The following is a 15,307-nucleotide window of genomic DNA, read 5'->3' as shown; positions in this document are numbered from 1 at the left end:
CGTTTGCACTATTTCGGAATATTGGAAATCTATCTCTGAGTTGCCCGACGTGTCAAGCTGCCTTGTCGAACGCGGGCAGCCGCCAGCTCCTTTGCATGGGGTTGTTTTCGATATTTTGGCCGCGGCGCGACGACGGCCCCTCCGGGGAGCGGCGAACCGCGGTCACGGCCTGGCAGGCACCTTCGGCCAATAGCGGTCGCGCAGATGGCGCTTCACCAGTTTGCCGGTCGGCGTGCGCGGCAGCTCTTGCTCGAAGTCGATGCTCTTGGGGCATTTGATCGGCGACAAGTGCTGCCGGCAGAACGCGATCAGCTCGGCCTCGAGCTCCTTGCCGGCCCTGGTGATGTCGTGCGGCTGCACCACGGCCTTGACCTCTTCGCCCATCTCCTCGTTCGGCACGCCGAACACCGCGACGTCGGACACCGCCGGATGCGTGATCAGGACGTCCTCGGTCTCCTGCGGATAGATGTTCACGCCGCCGGAGATGATCATGTAGCTCTTGCGGTCGGTCAGATAGAGGAAGCCCTCTTCGTCGAGGTAGCCGACATCGCCGAGCGTCGACCAGCCCTTGGTGTTGTAGGCCTTCTTCGTCTTCTCCGGATCGTTGTGATAGGAGAACGCCGGCGCGTCGGCGAAAAAGACCTGACCGATCTGGCCGGTCGGCGCTTCCTCGTCGTTCTCGTCGAGGATCTTGACCTTGCCGACCACCGCGCGGCCGACCGTGCCGCGGTGGGTCAGCCATTGCTGCGAGGTCGAGACCGTGACGCCATTGCCTTCGGAGCCGGCGTAATACTCGATCAGGATCGGTCCCCACCATTCGATCATCTTGGCCTTGACGTCGACCGGGCAGGGCGCCGCGGCATGGATCGCGCCTTTCAGCGACGAGACCTTGTAGCGTGTGCGCACTTCGTCGGGCAGCTTCAGCATGCGCACGAACATGGTCGGCACCAGCTGCGACTGCGTCACCTTGTGCTTCTCGACCTGCTTCAGAAATTCCTCGGCGTCGAAATGCTCCATGATGACGGAGGTGCCTCCGAGCACGGTGGCCATCATGTTGAAGCGCAGCGGGGCCGCGTGATAGAGCGGCGCCGGCGACAGATAGATGCTGTCGGCATTCATGCCGCACATGTCGGCGGTGAGAATGCGCAGGAACGGGTTCGGCACGTCGATCCGGTTGCCCTCGAACTGCTTCTTGATGCCCTTGGGTCGGCCGGTGGTGCCGGAGGAATACAGCATGTCGTAGCCGGCGACCTCGTCGGCAACCGGCGTGGTCGGCTGCGCGCCGGCTTCCTTGTCGTAGGAGCGGAAGCCCGGCGAGGGCTCGTCCATCATGTAGAACAGCGGCTCGCCCGCTTCGCCCTTGATCAGGCCCTTCACCTTGTCGGCGCACTGCGGGGTGGTGATGAACACCTTCGCGCCGCAGTCCTTGATGATGTAGGCGATCTCTTCTTCCGTCAGATAGCGGCTGATCGCCGTGTAATAGAGACCCGAGCGCTGCGCTGCCCAGCAGATCTCCATGAATGCGAGCCGGTTTTCCATCAGCAGCGCGATGTGGTCACCGGCCTTCAGGCCGAGCGAGCGGAACAGATGCGCGCCCTGGTTCGAAAGCTCGTCGAGCTCGCGATAGGTGATGGCCTTGCCGGACGCCGCCATCTGATAGGCGATCTTGTTCGGATGGGTGCGCGCGTGGATCGACGGATGGGTCATTGTGTTTCCTCGGAGCATCAATAGTGGTCGTCCCCGCGAACGCGGGGACCCATAACCACCAATTTTTCTTGTTGGACTGAGTTGTGGCCCCAGCCGCGCCTAACCACAAACGGCTGTGGTTATGGGTCCCGGCCTACGCCGGGACGACATCATTGTTGTGGCCGCTGATGCGGACTTTTCTTACAGCCGCTCGACAATCGTCACATTGGCCATGCCGCCGCCTTCGCACATGGTCTGCAGGCCGTAGCGCTTGTTGCGCTGCTTGAGGGCATGCAGCAGCGTCGTCATCAGCTTGGTGCCGCTGCCGCCGAGCGGATGGCCGAGCGCGATCGCGCCGCCGTTGACGTTGAGCCGGGCCGGATCGGCGCCGGTGGTCTTCAGCCAAGCGGTCGGCACCGAGGCGAAGGCCTCGTTGACCTCGAAGAGATCAATGTCGTCAATCTTCATGCCGGCCTTCTGCAGCGCGCGCTGGGTTGCCGGCAGCGGCGCTTCCAGCATGATCACGGGGTCGCCGCCCATCATGGTGAGGTGATGGATGCGCGCCATCGGCTTGACGCCGAGCGCCTTCAGGCCCTTCTCGTTGACGACCATGACGCCGGAGGCGCCGTCGCAGATCTGGCTGGCGCTCGCCGCGGTGAGCTTGCCGTTCTCGGCGATCAGCTTGACGCCCTTGATGCCGTCGAGGCTGGCGTCGAAGCGGATGCCTTCGTCGATGTGATGGGTGTCGGTCGAGCCGTCGGCGCGGGTGATCTTGACCGGCACGATCTCGTCCTTGAAGTGGCCGGCTTGCGTGGCCGCGATCGCGCGCTGATGGCTGTTATAGGAGTATTCGTCGAGCTCGTCCTTCGACAGGCCGTACTTCTCGGCCATCATCTCCGCGCCGGTGAACTGGCTGAACACGATGTTGGGATACTTCGCCTCGATGCCCGGGCTCTTGTAGTGGCCGAAGCCGTTCTTGGCGGGCAGCGAGGAGGCGAGGCCCATCGGCACGCGGGTCATCGATTCCACGCCGGCGGCGATCACGCAGTCCATCGTGCCAGACATCACCGCCTGCGCCGCGAAGTGCAGCGCCTGCTGCGAGGAACCGCACTGGCGGTCGATCGAGGTCGCCGGCACGCTCTCCGGCAGCTTCGAGGCCATGACAGCGTTGCGCGCGATGTTGGTGGACTGCTCGCCGGTCTGCATCACGCAGCCCATGATCACGTCCTCGACCTGCGCGGGGTCGGCGCCGGTGCGCTCGACCAGCGCATCGAGCACGGTCGCGGCCAGATCGGCCGGATGCCAGCCGGCGAGGCGTCCTCCCTTGCGGCCGCCCGCGGTGCGAGCGGCGGCGACGATATATGCCTCGGCCATGTCTGATCTCCCTGATGTTTCCGGATTGGGCGGTCTGAAAGTTGGGCCGGATTTAAGGGGTGGCTCAGCATTTAGTCAATCAATCAATTAACTCTTGAGTGCGGCCCCGCCATGGGCTTATGTGCGGCCTCGATTTACCGTCGACCCCTGACACAGAGCGGGACCAGAGCGCAGTTGAATACCAGCGTACCGACGAAACTTCCGGCCGGCAAAAATGCCACCGCCGACAAGCTTTTGGTTGCGGCCAGTGAGCTGATGATCGAGCGCGCCTCGATCGAGGTGTCGTTGTCCGACATCGCGCAGAAGTCGGGCGTCAACGCCGCGCTGGTGAAATATCATTTCGGCAACAAGGACGGGTTGTTGCTGGCGCTGCTGGCGCGCGACGCCGCCACCGAGATATCGCAACTCGAATATCTCATCAGCCAACCGATCACGCCGTCCGCAAAATTGCGGCTGCATATCGGCGGCATCATCCGCGCCTATCACCAGTTCCCCTATATGAACCGGCTGATCCATTATCTCCTGCACGAGAGCTCGCCTGCCGCTGCGAACGAGGTGTCGAAATTCTTCGTCGCGCCGCTTTTGGATTTTCACCGCCGGCTGCTCGCAGAAGGCATCAAGGCCGGTGAATTCCGCAAGATCGATCCGGTGCTGTTCTACACCAGCCTGATCGGCGCCTGCGATCATCTGTTCTTCGGCCGCCACGCGATGTCGCGCGCGGTCGGCGTCGGTCCGGTCACCGACGAGGTCTGCCGCGATTACATCAAGCACATGGAAGCCTTGATCTTCGGCGGCGTGCTCAATCCCGATAAGGAAACGGCAGCAGTCGCCGCCGGATAACAAGGTTCGAGTCTAGAGAAGAAACGCCCAAGGAAAGGTTGTATCCATGCAGTTGAAAGACGTTGCCGTTCTCATCACCGGCGGTGGCTCCGGCCTTGGTGCCGCAACCGCGCGCGCCATGGCCGCCAAGGGCGCCAAGATCGGCGTGATCGACCAGAACAAGGAAAACGCTGAGAAAGTCGCCGCCGAGGTGAAGGGCGTCGCGCTGCATGCCGACGTCACCGACGAGGACGCGATCAAGGCTGCGATCGCCAAGGCCGAGGCCGCGCACGGCATCGCGCGCGTGCTGATGAACTGCGCCGGCATCGGCGGCTCGCAGCGCATCGTCGGCAAGGACGGCGTCTATCCGCTGGCGAAGTTCGTCCGCATCATCAACGTCAATTTGATCGGCACCTTCAACGTGCTGCGCCTGTTCGCCGAGCGGCTGGCGACCGAAGCCCCGATCGGCGAGGAGCGCGGCGTCGCGATCAACACCGCATCGGTCGCGGCCTATGAAGGCCAGATCGGCCAGATCGCCTATTCCGCCTCGAAGGGCGGCGTCGTCGGCCTCACGCTGCCGGCCGCGCGCGACCTCGCCAGCCTGAAGATCCGCGTCAACACCATCGCGCCCGGCCTGTTCCTGACGCCGCTGCTGATGGGTCTCAATGAGGAAGCGCGCAAGAGCCTCGGCGCCCAGGTGCCGCATCCGGCCCGCCTCGGCGATGCCTCGGAATACGGCAATCTCGCGGTCCACATCGTCGAGAACCCGATGCTCAACGGCGAAACCATCCGCCTCGACGGCGCCATCCGCATGGCGCCGCGCTAACGGCGAATTCCGCTGTCGTCCCGGCCTTGCGCGCAATTGCGCGCTGGAGCCGGGACCCATACTCCGCGGCGTCTGTAACAGGCAAGCTGGCAGACACCGCGCAAAACAACAAAAGCCTGTGGTTATGGGTCCCGGCTCGCGCTTCGCTTGGCCGGGACGACGGTCGGGAGGACCATGCGCATGTCTCAGCCGCTGCTGATCGAACATCACGACGGGGTCGATTGGGTCACGCTCAATCGTCCCGAGAGCCTCAACGCACTCGACCCTTCGCTGATCGACGCGCTCAACGTCTATTTCCAGGGCCTGCAGCGCAATCGCGACACCCGCGTCGTGGTGCTGAAGGGCGCCAGTGCGAATTTCTGCGCCGGGCTCGATCTCAAGCACGCGATGGCGCGCCGTGGTGGACAGACCGAGCCGCCCGGCGTCACGGAGTCGCTGGACTCGCAGCGGCGCATCGCCGACATCGTGATGCTGATGCGGCGCGCTCCGCAGCCGATCATCGCGCTGGTGCAGGGCGCGGCCGCCGGCGGCGGCTTCGCGCTGGCGCTTGCCGCCGACATCCGCATCGCGGCGAAGAACGCGCGGATGAATTGCGCCTTCATCAAGCTCGGTCTCGGCGGCTGCGATATCGGCACCAGCTATTTCCTGCCGCGCCTCGTCGGCGTGTCGGTTGCTTCCGAATTGATCCTCACCGGGCGCTTCATCCATGCCGACCGCGCGCTTGCGGTCGGCCTGGTGTCCGAGGTGGTCGAGGCCACCGATCTTGATGCGGCGGCCAATCCTTATGTCGAGGCAATGATGACGGCCTCGCCGGTCGGTCTCCGCCTCTCGAAGGAATGCATCAACATGAGCGTCGATGCCGGCTCGATCGAGGCCGTGATCGCGATGGAAGATCGCAACCAGGTGCTGTGCAGCCGCTCGGAAGATTTCCAGGAAGGCATCAGGGCCTTTCTCGAGAAACGAAAGCCTGTCTATATCAGGCGCTGAGAACAGATCCTCAAAAGGACAAGAATTCCGGGAGACGCAAAATGGATGGAGACGCGGCGATGCTGACGAAACCTGCCTTTCGCAAGGTGGATTGGCTCGCACGTGACATCGCGGTCGAGCGGCGCGGTGACGGCACCGTCGTCCTGAAGTCGCGGATTCCGCTCCAGGCCTACGAGACGCATATTCCGGCCTATCTCGCCAAATGGGCGGCGCAGGCGCCGGAGCGGATCTGGCTCGCGCAACGCGGTGGTCCCGACCGCCAATGGCGCAAGGTCTCCTATGGCGAAGCCAAGCGCACCGTCGATGCGCTGACGCAAGGCCTGCTCGATCTCGGCGTCGGCGACGGCCGGCCCGTCGCGATCCTGTCAGGCAATTCGATCGAGCACGCGCTGATGACGCAGGCCGCGATGCAGGCGCGGCTGCCGGCCGCGCCGGTGTCGCCGGCCTATTCGCTGATGAGCCAGGATCATCTCAAGCTTAAATACCTGTTCAACCTGATCAAGCCGGCCGTCGTGATGGTGCAGGACGGCCCGACCTTCGAGAAGGCGCTGAAGGCGATCGATCTCACCGGCATCACGGTCGTCCACGTCCTGCGTCCCTGCGAGGGCATCAGGAGCGCGGCCTTTGCCGACCTCGCGGCAACGCCGGTGACGGCTGCGGTCGGCGAGTCCATCGCGAAGATCACGCCCAGGACCGTCGGCAAGCTGCTGTTCACCTCGGGCTCGACCGGCATGCCCAAGGCCGTCATCAACACCCAGGAGATGATGTGTGCCAACGCGGCGATGATGATGCAGGTGCGCCCGCGTGAAACGGAGGGACCGATCGCGACGGTGCTCGACTGGATGCCGTGGAATCACACCATGGGCGGCAACGCCGCGTTCAATCCGGTGCTAGTCGATGGCGGCACGCTCTATATCGACGACGGCCGGCCGATGCCGGGCCAGCTCGAGGAGACCATCAGGAACCTGCGCGAGGTGTCGCCGACCTATTACGCCAACGTGCCGGCCGGCTATGCGGCGCTCGCCGCCGCGATGGAGAAGGACGAGGCGCTGTGCGCGAGCTTCTTCAAGAACCTCTCGATCATGGCCTATGGCGGCGCCCGGCTGCCCGACGATCTCTATGACCGCATGCAGGCGCTGGCGGTGAAGACCACGGGCGAGCGCATCGTGTTCTACACCGGTTGGGGCTCGACCGAGACCGCGCCGACCTCGACCGGCACCTATTGGGACACCGAGCGCGTCGGCCTGATCGGCCTGCCGTTCCCTGGCGTCGAGCTGAAGATGGTGCCGTGCGGCTCGAAATATGAATTGCGGCTGCGCGGCGTCAACGTCACGCCAGGCTATTTCGGCCAGCCGGACCTCACGGCCAAGATGTTCGACGAGGAGGGCTTCTACTGCATCGGCGACGCCGGCGTGTTCGTGAACCCCGAAGACCCGCTGCAGGGCATCATCTTTGCCGGCCGGGTGGTCGAGGATTTCAAGCTGACCACCGGCACGTTCGTGCATGTCGGCTCGTTGCGCACCGATGCGATATCAGCCGCGACGCCGGTCGTGCATGACGCGCTGGTTGCGGGGCAGGACCGTGAGTTCATCGGCCTGCTGTGCTGGCCGAACCTGCACGCCTGCCGCCAGCTCGTCGGCAATGCCGATGCCAGCTACGAGGACGTGATCCGGCATCCCGAAGTGCTTGCCTGCCTGAAGAAGGGTTTGCAGGCGCACAATGCGTCCACCACCGGCAGCAGCATGCGTATCGCGCGTGCGATGCTGATGGTCGAGCCGCCGTCGATCGACGGCAACGAGCTCACCGACAAGGGCTACATCAACCAGCGCGCCGGCCTCGAACGCCGCGCCGCACTGGTCGAGAAGCTGTATGCCGGCAAGCCCGGCGACGACGTGATCATCTTGAACTGATCCTACGAAAGCAAACGCGTCATTTCGGGGCGCGCGAAGCGTGAACCCGGAATCCAGAGGTTCCTTACGTCGAGATTCCGGGTTCGATGCTGCGCATCGCCCCGGAATGACAGCAAGAAAAGGTAAGCGCCATGAATTTCGATTTCTCCGACGAACAGAAGCAGATGCGCGACGAGGCGCGGAAATTCCTCAGCGAACAGTGCCCGCCGAAAGCCGTGCGCGAGGTGCTCGACGGCAAGGCGCCTTACGACAAGGCGCTGTGGAAGGGCCTCGCCGAGATGGGCTTCCTTGGCGTTGCGATCCCGGAACAGTTCGGCGGTGCGGGCGCCGGCCATCTCGAGCTCTGCGTGATCGCGGAGGAAATGGGCCGCGCGCTGGCGCCGGTGCCGTTTTCCTCCACCGTCTATCTCGCCGCCGAAGCGATCCTGATCGCAGGCAGCGACGCGCAGAAGCAGAAGTGGCTGCCGAAGATCGCCGCGGGCGAAGCCATCGGCACGCTGGCGCTGTTCGAAGGCAAGGGCAACCCGTCGCCGAAAGCGATCAAGCTCACGGCCAATGGCGGCGTGCTCAACGGCGTCAAGAAGCCGGTGCCGGATGGCGCGATCGCCGATTTCGCCGTTGTCGCCGCGCGCACCGGCTCGAGCGGACGCGAGTCCGATATTTCCCTGTTCATCGTCGATCTCAAGGCCGGCGGCGTCGAGGTCAAGTCGCTCACCAACATCGACCTGACCCGCGGCCAGGCCGAATTCACCTTCAAGGATGCGAAGGCCGAGCCGCTCGGCGCTACCGGCGAGGGCTGGAGCGTCATCTCCCAGGTGCTGGATCGCGCGGCCGTGTTGACGGCATTCGAGCAGGTCGGCGGCGCCGACCGCGCGCTGGAGATGGGCCGCGACTATGCGCTTGATCGTATTGCCTTTGGCCGTCCGATCGGCTCGTTCCAGGCGGTCAAGCACATGCTGGCCGACATGTATGTGTCGGCGACGCTGGCGCGCTCAAATTGCTACTACGGCGCTTGGGCGCTCTCGACCAATGCCGGCGAATTGCCGGAAGCCGCCGCCGCCGCGCGCATCAGCGCGACGCAGGCGTTCCAGCACTGCGCCAAAAACAACATCCAGGTTCATGGCGGCATGGGCTTCACCTGGGAGTTCGACTGCCACATGTACTACCGCCGCGCCAATGCGGTGGCGCTCGGTCTCGGCAGCCTGTCCTATTGGGAAGACGCGCTGATCGACCGCATGCGCAAGAAGAACGCGGCGTAACGATACGATTCGTCATTCCGGGGCGCGCGTAGCGCGAACCCGGAACCCAGAGGTTGGGAATCGAGATTCCGGGTTCGATGCTGCGCATCGCCCCGGAATGACGGAAAGAAAGCCACCATGAATTTCGATGACACCCCGCAGGAGGCCGCATTCCGCGCCGAGGCGAAAGCCTGGATCGCGGCCAATGCACCGAAGCAACATGAGGACGAGCTGCGCAAGGCCTCGCTCGGCCGTGTTGCGCTCAAGGGCGCCAACATTCTCGAGGTCGCGAAGGCCTGGCAGAAGAAGAAGGCCGATGCCGGCTGGGCCTGCCTGCACTGGCCGAAGGAGTATGGCGGCCGCGGCTCGTCGCCGATCGAGCGCGTGATCTGGCAGCAGGAGGAGGGCCCGTTCGGCCGCCTTAGCTCGATGTTCATCATCGGCCACGGCATGTGCGGCCCGACCATGATGGCGTTCGCCGGCGAGGAGCAGAAGCGCAAATATCTGCCGCCGCTTGCCTCCGGCGAGAAGATCTGGTGCCAACTGTTCTCCGAGCCGGCCGGCGGCTCCGACGTCGCCGGCCTGCGCACCCGCGCCGAGAAGCATGGCGACGAGTGGGTGATCAACGGCCAGAAGATCTGGACCTCGGGCGCGCATTATTCCGACTACGGCATCTTGCTCACCCGCACCGACCCGACCGTGCCCAAGCACAAGGGCCTCACCATGTTCTTCCTGGACATGAAGAGCCCGGGCGTCGAGGTCAGGCCGATCAAGCAGGCGAGCGGCGCCTCCGACTTCAACGAGGTCTATTTCACCGACGTGCGCATTCCGGACTCGCAGCGGCTCGGCAATGTCAATGACGGCTGGAACGTGTCGCTGACCACGCTGATGAACGAGCGGATGTCGATCGGCGCCGGTGTCGCCACCGGCTTTCCCGAGCTGTTCGACTTCTGCAACAGCCTGATGCTGGAGGACGGCCCCGCGATCGAGAACCGCGCGGTGCGCTCCAAGCTCGCCAACTGGGCCGTGAAGGCGAGCGGGCTGAAATACACCAGCATGCGCGCGATCTCGGCGCTGTCGAAGGGCGAGCGTCCGGGACCGGAGAATTCGATCGGCAAGCTGGTCGCCGGCTCGATGATTCAGGACGTCGCGACCTATGCGCTCGATCTGCAGGGCGCGGCCGGCGCGCTGAACGGGATTGAGGATGCCGAGGTCGCCGGCAAATTCCAGGCGATGCTGCTGCGCGCGCCGGGCACCCGCGTCGAGGGTGGCACCGACGAGATCATGCGCAACATCATCGCCGAACGCGTGCTGGGCCTGCCCGGCGACATCAGGGTCGACAAGGACGTCCCCTTCAACAAGATCCCGACCAAGGGAAGAGCTTAACCGTCGTTCCGGGGCGGCGCGAAGCGGCGAACCCGGAACTCGAGCGACATAACTTCTAGATTCCCCGATGCGCAACCGCGCATCTGAGGTTCGCGCTGCGCGCGCCCCGGAATGACAAAGAAAAGGAGCCGCCATGAATTTCGATGACACGCCGCAGGAAGCCGAGTTCCGCGCCATCGCCCGCAACTGGATCGCGGCCAATGCGCCGAAGGAGTTCGAAGAGGAGCTCTCGAAGTCGTCGCTCGGCCGTATCAGGCTCGCCAGGCACGACATGGTCGAGGTCGGCAAGGCTTGGCAGAAGAAGAAGGCCGAGGGCGGCTGGGCCTGCTTGCACTGGCCGAAGGAATATGGCGGCCGCGGCGCCACCCCGATCGAGCGCGTGATCTGGCAGCAGGAAGAGGGCGTCTACGGCAAATTGACCCAGCCGTTCCAGATCGGCGAGGGCATGTGCGGCCCGACCGTGATGGCCTGGGGCAGCGAGGATGCCAAGCGCCGCTATCTGCCGAAGCTCGCCTCCGGCGAGGAGATCTGGTGCCAGCTGTTCTCCGAGCCGTCGGCCGGCTCCGACGTCGCGGGGCTGCGCACCCGCGCCGAGAAGAAAGGCGACAATTGGGTCGTCAACGGCCAGAAGATCTGGACGTCAGGCGCGCATTACTCCGACTACGGCCTCCTGATCGCGCGCACCGATCCGAATGTCCCGAAGCACAAGGGCCTCACGATGTTCTTCCTCGACATGAAGAGCCCCGGCGTCGAGGTGCGGCCGATCAAGCAGGCCAACGGCATGCAGGAGTTCAACGAGGTCTATTTCACCGACGTCGTAATCCCGGACAGCCAGCGGTTAGGGGCGGTCGGCGAGGGCTGGAGCGTGTCGCTGACCACGCTGATGAACGAGCGCATGTCGATCGGCGCGCGGCTCGCCACCGGCGTGCCCGAGATGTTCGAGTTCTGCTCCAATTTGATGCTGGAGGACGGTCTTGCGATCGACGATCCGGCGGTGCGCTCCAGACTTGCGAGCTGGGCGGTGAAGGCGAGCGGGCTGAAATACACCAGCTACCGCGCCATCTCGGCGCTGTCGAAGGGCGAGCGACCGGGCCCGGAAAACTCCATCGGCAAGCTCGTCTCCGGCCTGATGCTGCAGGATATCGCGACCTATGCGATGGACCTTGAAGGCGCGGCGGGCAGCCTCACAGGCACCGATGAGGAGCAGGCCAACGGCCAGTTCCAGCAGATGCTGCTGTCGTCGCCCTCGATGCGCATCGCCGGCGGCACCGACGAGATCCTGCGCAACATCATCGCCGAGCGCGTGCTGGGCCTGCCCGGCGACATTCGCGTCGACAAGGATGTGCCCTACAACAAGATCCCGACCAAGGGGCGGGGTGGTTAGTCGTCATTCCGGGGCGATGCGAAGCATCGAACCCGGAATCTCGAGATTCCGGGTTCACGCTTCGCATGCCCCGGAATGACGAAAAAAGAGGATATATATCATGGACGCGAAGACACCGAACCCGCGCTACGCGACCGAGGACCGTATCGGCGCGCTCGAGGAATTGCTCAACGAGCGCTACTCGGTGCGCGCGTTCCAGCCGCGCGAGGTGCCGCGCGAGGTCATCGAGCACATTGTGTCGACCGCGCAGCGCACCGCATCCTGGTGCAACAGCCAGCCTTGGCAGGTGCTGATCGTCTCCGGCGAGGCCAAGGAGCGGTTTCGCAAGGCGATCTATGCCGAGGCGTCGCGCGGCCTCGGCGAGGATTACGACTTCACGCCGCCGCGCGAATATGTCGGGGTCTATTTGGAGCGCCGCCGCGAAAGCGGTTTCCAGCTCTACAACACGCTCGGCATCGCGCGCGGCGACAAGCCGGCCTATGCAAAACAGGCGCTGGAGAACTACAATTTCTTCGGCGCGCCGCACATTGCCGTGATCCACACCAATGAGCCGCTCGGCATCTATGGTGCGATCGACTGCGGCGGCTATGTCTCGAACTTCATGCTAGCGGCGCAGGCGCTCGGGCTCGGCACCATCCCGCAGGCGGCGATCGCGCGCCATTCCGGGCTGATCCGTCGTCATTTCAACCTGGCCGACGATCGCCGGGTTGTCTGCGGTATCTCGTTCGGCTATGCGGATCACGCGCAAAAGGTGAACAGCTACCGCACGTCGCGCGCGACCGTGGAAGACACCGTCACATTCGTCGATGTATAATTTCCTCAAGGCGGGAAGGTCGGTTCACTCCCCGCCGAGGACAAGAAAAGCTACAAAGAAACGACAAGAACAAAAATGGCGAATAACGCCTCCCTGACGCCGGCTGAGATCAGCTGGCAGCTGCACCGTCTGCCTGCACTCGATCGCGACGCGTTCATCGCCGCGCATTACCTGGGACAGGGCGTTGCCTGGAAGACCCGCTTCTTCGACGCGATCGACTGGGGCGCGGGCTCGGTGCTGCAATTCAGCTTCCTGCAACGCGGCTGGCATCGCCATTCGCGGCTCGACAATCCGATCTATGCCTATATCGACATCGAGCAACATCCGGAAACCCGCGGCCTGCGTCGCGGCCGGCGGATCGATCTTGAGGGCACGATCAAGGGCGTCGACTTCGTGACCGGGATTACGCTGACGCTGGAGCGGTTCGAGATCCTGCCGGTCAATTTTTTCGACCGCTTCGTGATCAGCTCCGACAGCCGCTACTAGCAAGCAGCGAACCGCAGACTCTGCTCCACCTCGCCCCGCGCGCGGGGAGAGGTCGGAACGCATCGTTAGATGCGTTCCGGGTGAGGGGGCTCAGCAAGCGCAGCTATCACCGTATGCGCGGAGACAGCCCCTCACCCCAACCCTCTCCCCGTAAGAACGGGGCGAGGGAGCGCACTGCTCCTGCGGCTCCATTCAACCCAATCTCATTACGCTTCAGCGTCCCGCCACCGCGCGGCGGGCTGGCGCGTCGGCATAGCGCGCGGCCATCGCGTCCGTCAGCTCGGCCATCTTCTCGCGCAACTCTAACGGCGCGACCACTTCGGCCTCGGCGCCGAGCCGCAGCAGCTCGGTCGCCGCATGCCACACCGTCTTGCCGACCGGCATGGTGGCGAGCCGCCAGCCGTCGGCGTCGGTGCCATCAGTGAGCCGCATCCGCGCCTTCACGTAAGGATGCGCAAGCGCATCGAACAGTTTCAGCCCGAGCGGCGACAGCCGCACCGTGGCCTCGTTCGGATGCAGCTCGGCCTCCAGCCGCTCGATCGAGGCGCCCCAATAGGCGGCGAGGTCGAACTCCGCCGGCCGCGCGAACGGCGTCTCCAGCACGGTGCAATCCAGCACGCGCGCGACGCGGTAGGTGCGCACATTGCCGTCGACGAGGCCGGCGAGATACCAGCTGCCGCCCTTTAGCACGAGGCCGAGCGGCGCCACGCGCCGCCGCTTCTCGGCTTTCCAGCTCTGGTAGCGGATCTCGAGCATGGTCTCGCGCAGCACGGCGCCGGCGATGGCGCGCAGATGCTCCGGCTCCTCGGTCTCGCCGAACCAGCCGGGCGCGTCGAGATGGAAGCGCTGCTGCATCCCTCGCGCGTTGGGCCGCAGGTTCTCCGGCAGCGCCGCCATCAGCTTGGTCTGCGCCGCCACCATCGCGGCATCGAGGCCGAGCGCGGCGGCGGGCCCCGGGAGACCGGCCATGAACAGCGCCTCGGCCTCGCCCTGCGACAGGCCGTTGAGCCGGACGCGATAGCCGTCGAGCAGGCGATAGCCGCCCTCGGCACCGCGGTCGGCATAGACGGGAACGCCGGCGGCGGCGAGCGCGTCGATGTCGCGGTAGATCGTGCGCACCGAAACCTCGCAGGCCTCCGCAAGCTCAGGCGCGGTGACCTGCCCCCGCGCCTGCAGGGTGGTGAGGATGGAAAACAGCCGGCTCGCGCGCATGGCTGGATCATACCTGACACAAGATGTCAGGTATAGGCGGACATAAGGAGGCCATGCCCCCGACGGCGCAAGGAGACCCGCCATGACCACCACTACCGACCGCGTCACGCTGTATTATTCGCCGCAAAGCCGCGCCACCGGCACCCGCGTGCTGCTGGAGGAACTCGGCGCGCCGTATAACCTGCACGTCCTGAACATGAAGGCCGGCGAGCAGCGCAAGGACGCCTATCTCGCCATCAATCCGCTCGGCAAGGTGCCGGCGATCCGCCATGGTGACGCGCTGGTCACCGAGCAGGTCGCGATCTTCATCTATCTCGCCGATCTGTTTCCGCAGGCCGGCCTGACGCCGGCGCTGAACGATCCGCGCCGCGGCCCGTATCTGCGCTGGATCGCCTATTACGGCGCATCGTTCGAGCCGGCCGTGATCGACCATTTCATGAAGCGCGAGCCCGCGCCGATCACGCAGTCGCCCTATGCCGATTACGACACCATGCTGGGCGCGCTGGAATCGCAGCTGGCAAAGGGGCCCTATCTGCTCGGCGAAGAGATCACGGCGGCCGACATCCTCTGGGGCATCGCGCTCTCTTGGACCATGATGTTCGGCATCGTGCCGAAAAGGGACGTGTTCGTCCGCCATGCCGAGCGCATCGCCGCGCGCCCGGCCTTCCAGCGGATATCGAAGGCCGACGACAAGATGGCGGCGCAGCATGCCGCGGCCGCCGGGGTGTGATACGGATCGGGCCGATGGCGAAAGTCCTGCACAGCACCAACTGTTTCAACACCCTGATCCGCGTCGCGGAGGACTGCCCGGCGCAGCGCGGCGAGGAGCCGCAGTTGCGCGGCGGCCAGCCGACGGTTGCCGTGCTGCAATACCGGATGATCGCGGGCGCGCCCTACAAGTACACCTCCGACGATGTGGTGTTCGCGACGTCGGCGGCCGGCCGCGTGCTCGATGCGAAAGCAGCGAAGAAGGCGCGCAGCCTCGCCCGCGAGACGTTCTTCTCGCGCGGCCAGGCCTGCATGCGCGCCTCGCCGCTCGGCAAGCGTTTCGGCTGGGGTGTCCATGCCGACGCCGAGGGCCGCATCGCGCTCTACGCCGTCGACAGCAAGCGCTACCAGGCACTCGCCGCGGATCCTGACATCGCGCAGGTCCGCGCGATGCGGTCGAAGCGGGCGTGAAGAGGC

General features: G+C 65.0%; 14 protein-coding genes. 11 read left to right on the top strand and 3 right to left on the bottom strand.

What is annotated here, in order from left to right; genetic code table 11:
• Window positions 1–162 precede the first annotated feature (162 nt).
• Together ACVWZM_RS15220 and ACVWZM_RS15215 are read right to left on the bottom strand one after the other, a co-directional pair.
• A complete protein-coding gene (locus ACVWZM_RS15220; RefSeq protein WP_057016284.1) occupies window positions 163–1,707 on the bottom strand; it encodes an acyl-CoA synthetase in 1,545 nt (514 codons plus the stop codon).
• Window positions 1,708–1,887: 180 nt separating this feature from the next.
• Window positions 1,888–3,060, bottom strand: a complete 1,173-nt coding sequence (locus tag ACVWZM_RS15215; protein ID WP_057016283.1) for an acetyl-CoA C-acetyltransferase — start codon at window positions 3,058–3,060, stop codon at window positions 1,888–1,890.
• Window positions 3,061–3,171: 111 nt separating this feature from the next.
• On the opposite strand from ACVWZM_RS15215, the gene ACVWZM_RS15210 reads away from it, so the two are divergent.
• The 9 genes from ACVWZM_RS15210 (at window position 3,172) to ACVWZM_RS15170 (ending at window position 12,910) form a co-directional block, all read left to right on the top strand.
• Window positions 3,172–3,900, top strand: a complete 729-nt coding sequence (locus ACVWZM_RS15210; RefSeq protein ID WP_076832549.1) for a TetR family transcriptional regulator — start codon at window positions 3,172–3,174, stop codon at window positions 3,898–3,900.
• Between the two features lie 46 nt (window positions 3,901–3,946).
• On the top strand, window positions 3,947–4,705 hold the full coding sequence (locus tag ACVWZM_RS15205) for an SDR family NAD(P)-dependent oxidoreductase (RefSeq protein WP_016847447.1): 759 nt from the start codon (window positions 3,947–3,949) through the stop codon (window positions 4,703–4,705).
• 180 nt (window positions 4,706–4,885) lie between these two features.
• On the top strand, window positions 4,886–5,692 hold the full coding sequence (locus ACVWZM_RS15200) for an enoyl-CoA hydratase/isomerase family protein (protein WP_456853775.1): 807 nt from the start codon (window positions 4,886–4,888) through the stop codon (window positions 5,690–5,692).
• A gap of 41 nt (window positions 5,693–5,733) precedes the next feature.
• Window positions 5,734–7,602 carry an AMP-binding protein gene (locus tag ACVWZM_RS15195; RefSeq protein ID WP_456853773.1) on the top strand — a complete coding sequence of 623 codons (1,869 nt, stop codon included), beginning with the start codon at window positions 5,734–5,736 and terminating at the stop codon, window positions 7,600–7,602.
• A gap of 131 nt (window positions 7,603–7,733) precedes the next feature.
• The gene (locus tag ACVWZM_RS15190) at window positions 7,734–8,861 is read left to right on the top strand and encodes an acyl-CoA dehydrogenase family protein (protein WP_076832544.1); all 1,128 of its coding nucleotides are present in this window, start codon (window positions 7,734–7,736) and stop codon (window positions 8,859–8,861) included.
• Window positions 8,862–8,978: 117 nt separating this feature from the next.
• Window positions 8,979–10,226 (top strand): acyl-CoA dehydrogenase, encoded by a 1,248-nt coding sequence (locus tag ACVWZM_RS15185; protein WP_076832542.1) that lies wholly within the window; start codon window positions 8,979–8,981, stop codon window positions 10,224–10,226.
• A gap of 133 nt (window positions 10,227–10,359) precedes the next feature.
• Window positions 10,360–11,610, top strand: coding sequence for an acyl-CoA dehydrogenase (locus ACVWZM_RS15180; protein WP_057016278.1), 1,251 nt, complete (start codon window positions 10,360–10,362; stop codon window positions 11,608–11,610).
• A gap of 100 nt (window positions 11,611–11,710) precedes the next feature.
• Window positions 11,711–12,424: a nitroreductase gene (locus tag ACVWZM_RS15175; RefSeq protein ID WP_057016277.1), complete on the top strand. Its 714-nt coding sequence runs from the start codon at window positions 11,711–11,713 to the stop codon at window positions 12,422–12,424.
• Between the two features lie 75 nt (window positions 12,425–12,499).
• Window positions 12,500–12,910, top strand: coding sequence for a hypothetical protein (locus ACVWZM_RS15170; RefSeq protein WP_076832536.1), 411 nt, complete (start codon window positions 12,500–12,502; stop codon window positions 12,908–12,910).
• Window positions 12,911–13,123: 213 nt separating this feature from the next.
• Here ACVWZM_RS15170 and ACVWZM_RS15165 read toward each other — a convergent pair whose 3' ends face one another.
• A complete protein-coding gene (locus ACVWZM_RS15165; RefSeq protein ID WP_076832533.1) occupies window positions 13,124–14,122 on the bottom strand; it encodes a helix-turn-helix transcriptional regulator in 999 nt (332 codons plus the stop codon).
• Window positions 14,123–14,204: 82 nt separating this feature from the next.
• Between ACVWZM_RS15165 and ACVWZM_RS15160 the strand changes: the two genes are divergently transcribed.
• On the top strand, window positions 14,205–14,852 hold the full coding sequence (locus ACVWZM_RS15160; RefSeq protein ID WP_253588185.1) for a glutathione S-transferase family protein: 648 nt from the start codon (window positions 14,205–14,207) through the stop codon (window positions 14,850–14,852).
• A 14-nt stretch (window positions 14,853–14,866) separates the two neighbouring features.
• The gene (locus ACVWZM_RS15155) at window positions 14,867–15,301 is read left to right on the top strand and encodes a DUF6157 family protein (RefSeq protein WP_057016273.1); all 435 of its coding nucleotides are present in this window, start codon (window positions 14,867–14,869) and stop codon (window positions 15,299–15,301) included.
• Window positions 15,302–15,307: the final 6 nt, after the last annotated feature.

It is taken from the genome of Bradyrhizobium sp. USDA 4501 (assembly GCF_054062115.1).
The sequence above is the reverse complement of the archived record's forward strand: the minus strand, read 5'-3'. Positions and strand labels throughout refer to the sequence as shown.

What these genes read in the sequence shown, in the direction of transcription:
- ACVWZM_RS15220 (WP_057016284.1), bottom strand. Translation starts at nt 1,707, where the DNA reads ATGACCCATCCGTCGATCCACGCGCGCACCCATCCGAACAAGATCGCC.
- ACVWZM_RS15215 (WP_057016283.1), bottom strand. Translation starts at nt 3,060, where the DNA reads ATGGCCGAGGCATATATCGTCGCCGCCGCTCGCACCGCGGGCGGCCGC.
- ACVWZM_RS15210 (WP_076832549.1), top strand. Translation starts at nt 3,172, where the DNA reads ATGGGCTTATGTGCGGCCTCGATTTACCGTCGACCCCTGACACAGAGC.
- ACVWZM_RS15205 (WP_016847447.1), top strand. Translation starts at nt 3,947, where the DNA reads ATGCAGTTGAAAGACGTTGCCGTTCTCATCACCGGCGGTGGCTCCGGC.
- ACVWZM_RS15200 (WP_456853775.1), top strand. Translation starts at nt 4,886, where the DNA reads ATGTCTCAGCCGCTGCTGATCGAACATCACGACGGGGTCGATTGGGTC.
- ACVWZM_RS15195 (WP_456853773.1), top strand. Translation starts at nt 5,734, where the DNA reads ATGGATGGAGACGCGGCGATGCTGACGAAACCTGCCTTTCGCAAGGTG.
- ACVWZM_RS15190 (WP_076832544.1), top strand. Translation starts at nt 7,734, where the DNA reads ATGAATTTCGATTTCTCCGACGAACAGAAGCAGATGCGCGACGAGGCG.
- ACVWZM_RS15185 (WP_076832542.1), top strand. Translation starts at nt 8,979, where the DNA reads ATGAATTTCGATGACACCCCGCAGGAGGCCGCATTCCGCGCCGAGGCG.
- ACVWZM_RS15180 (WP_057016278.1), top strand. Translation starts at nt 10,360, where the DNA reads ATGAATTTCGATGACACGCCGCAGGAAGCCGAGTTCCGCGCCATCGCC.
- ACVWZM_RS15175 (WP_057016277.1), top strand. Translation starts at nt 11,711, where the DNA reads ATGGACGCGAAGACACCGAACCCGCGCTACGCGACCGAGGACCGTATC.
- ACVWZM_RS15170 (WP_076832536.1), top strand. Translation starts at nt 12,500, where the DNA reads ATGGCGAATAACGCCTCCCTGACGCCGGCTGAGATCAGCTGGCAGCTG.
- ACVWZM_RS15165 (WP_076832533.1), bottom strand. Translation starts at nt 14,122, where the DNA reads ATGCGCGCGAGCCGGCTGTTTTCCATCCTCACCACCCTGCAGGCGCGG.
- ACVWZM_RS15160 (WP_253588185.1), top strand. Translation starts at nt 14,205, where the DNA reads ATGACCACCACTACCGACCGCGTCACGCTGTATTATTCGCCGCAAAGC.
- ACVWZM_RS15155 (WP_057016273.1), top strand. Translation starts at nt 14,867, where the DNA reads ATGGCGAAAGTCCTGCACAGCACCAACTGTTTCAACACCCTGATCCGC.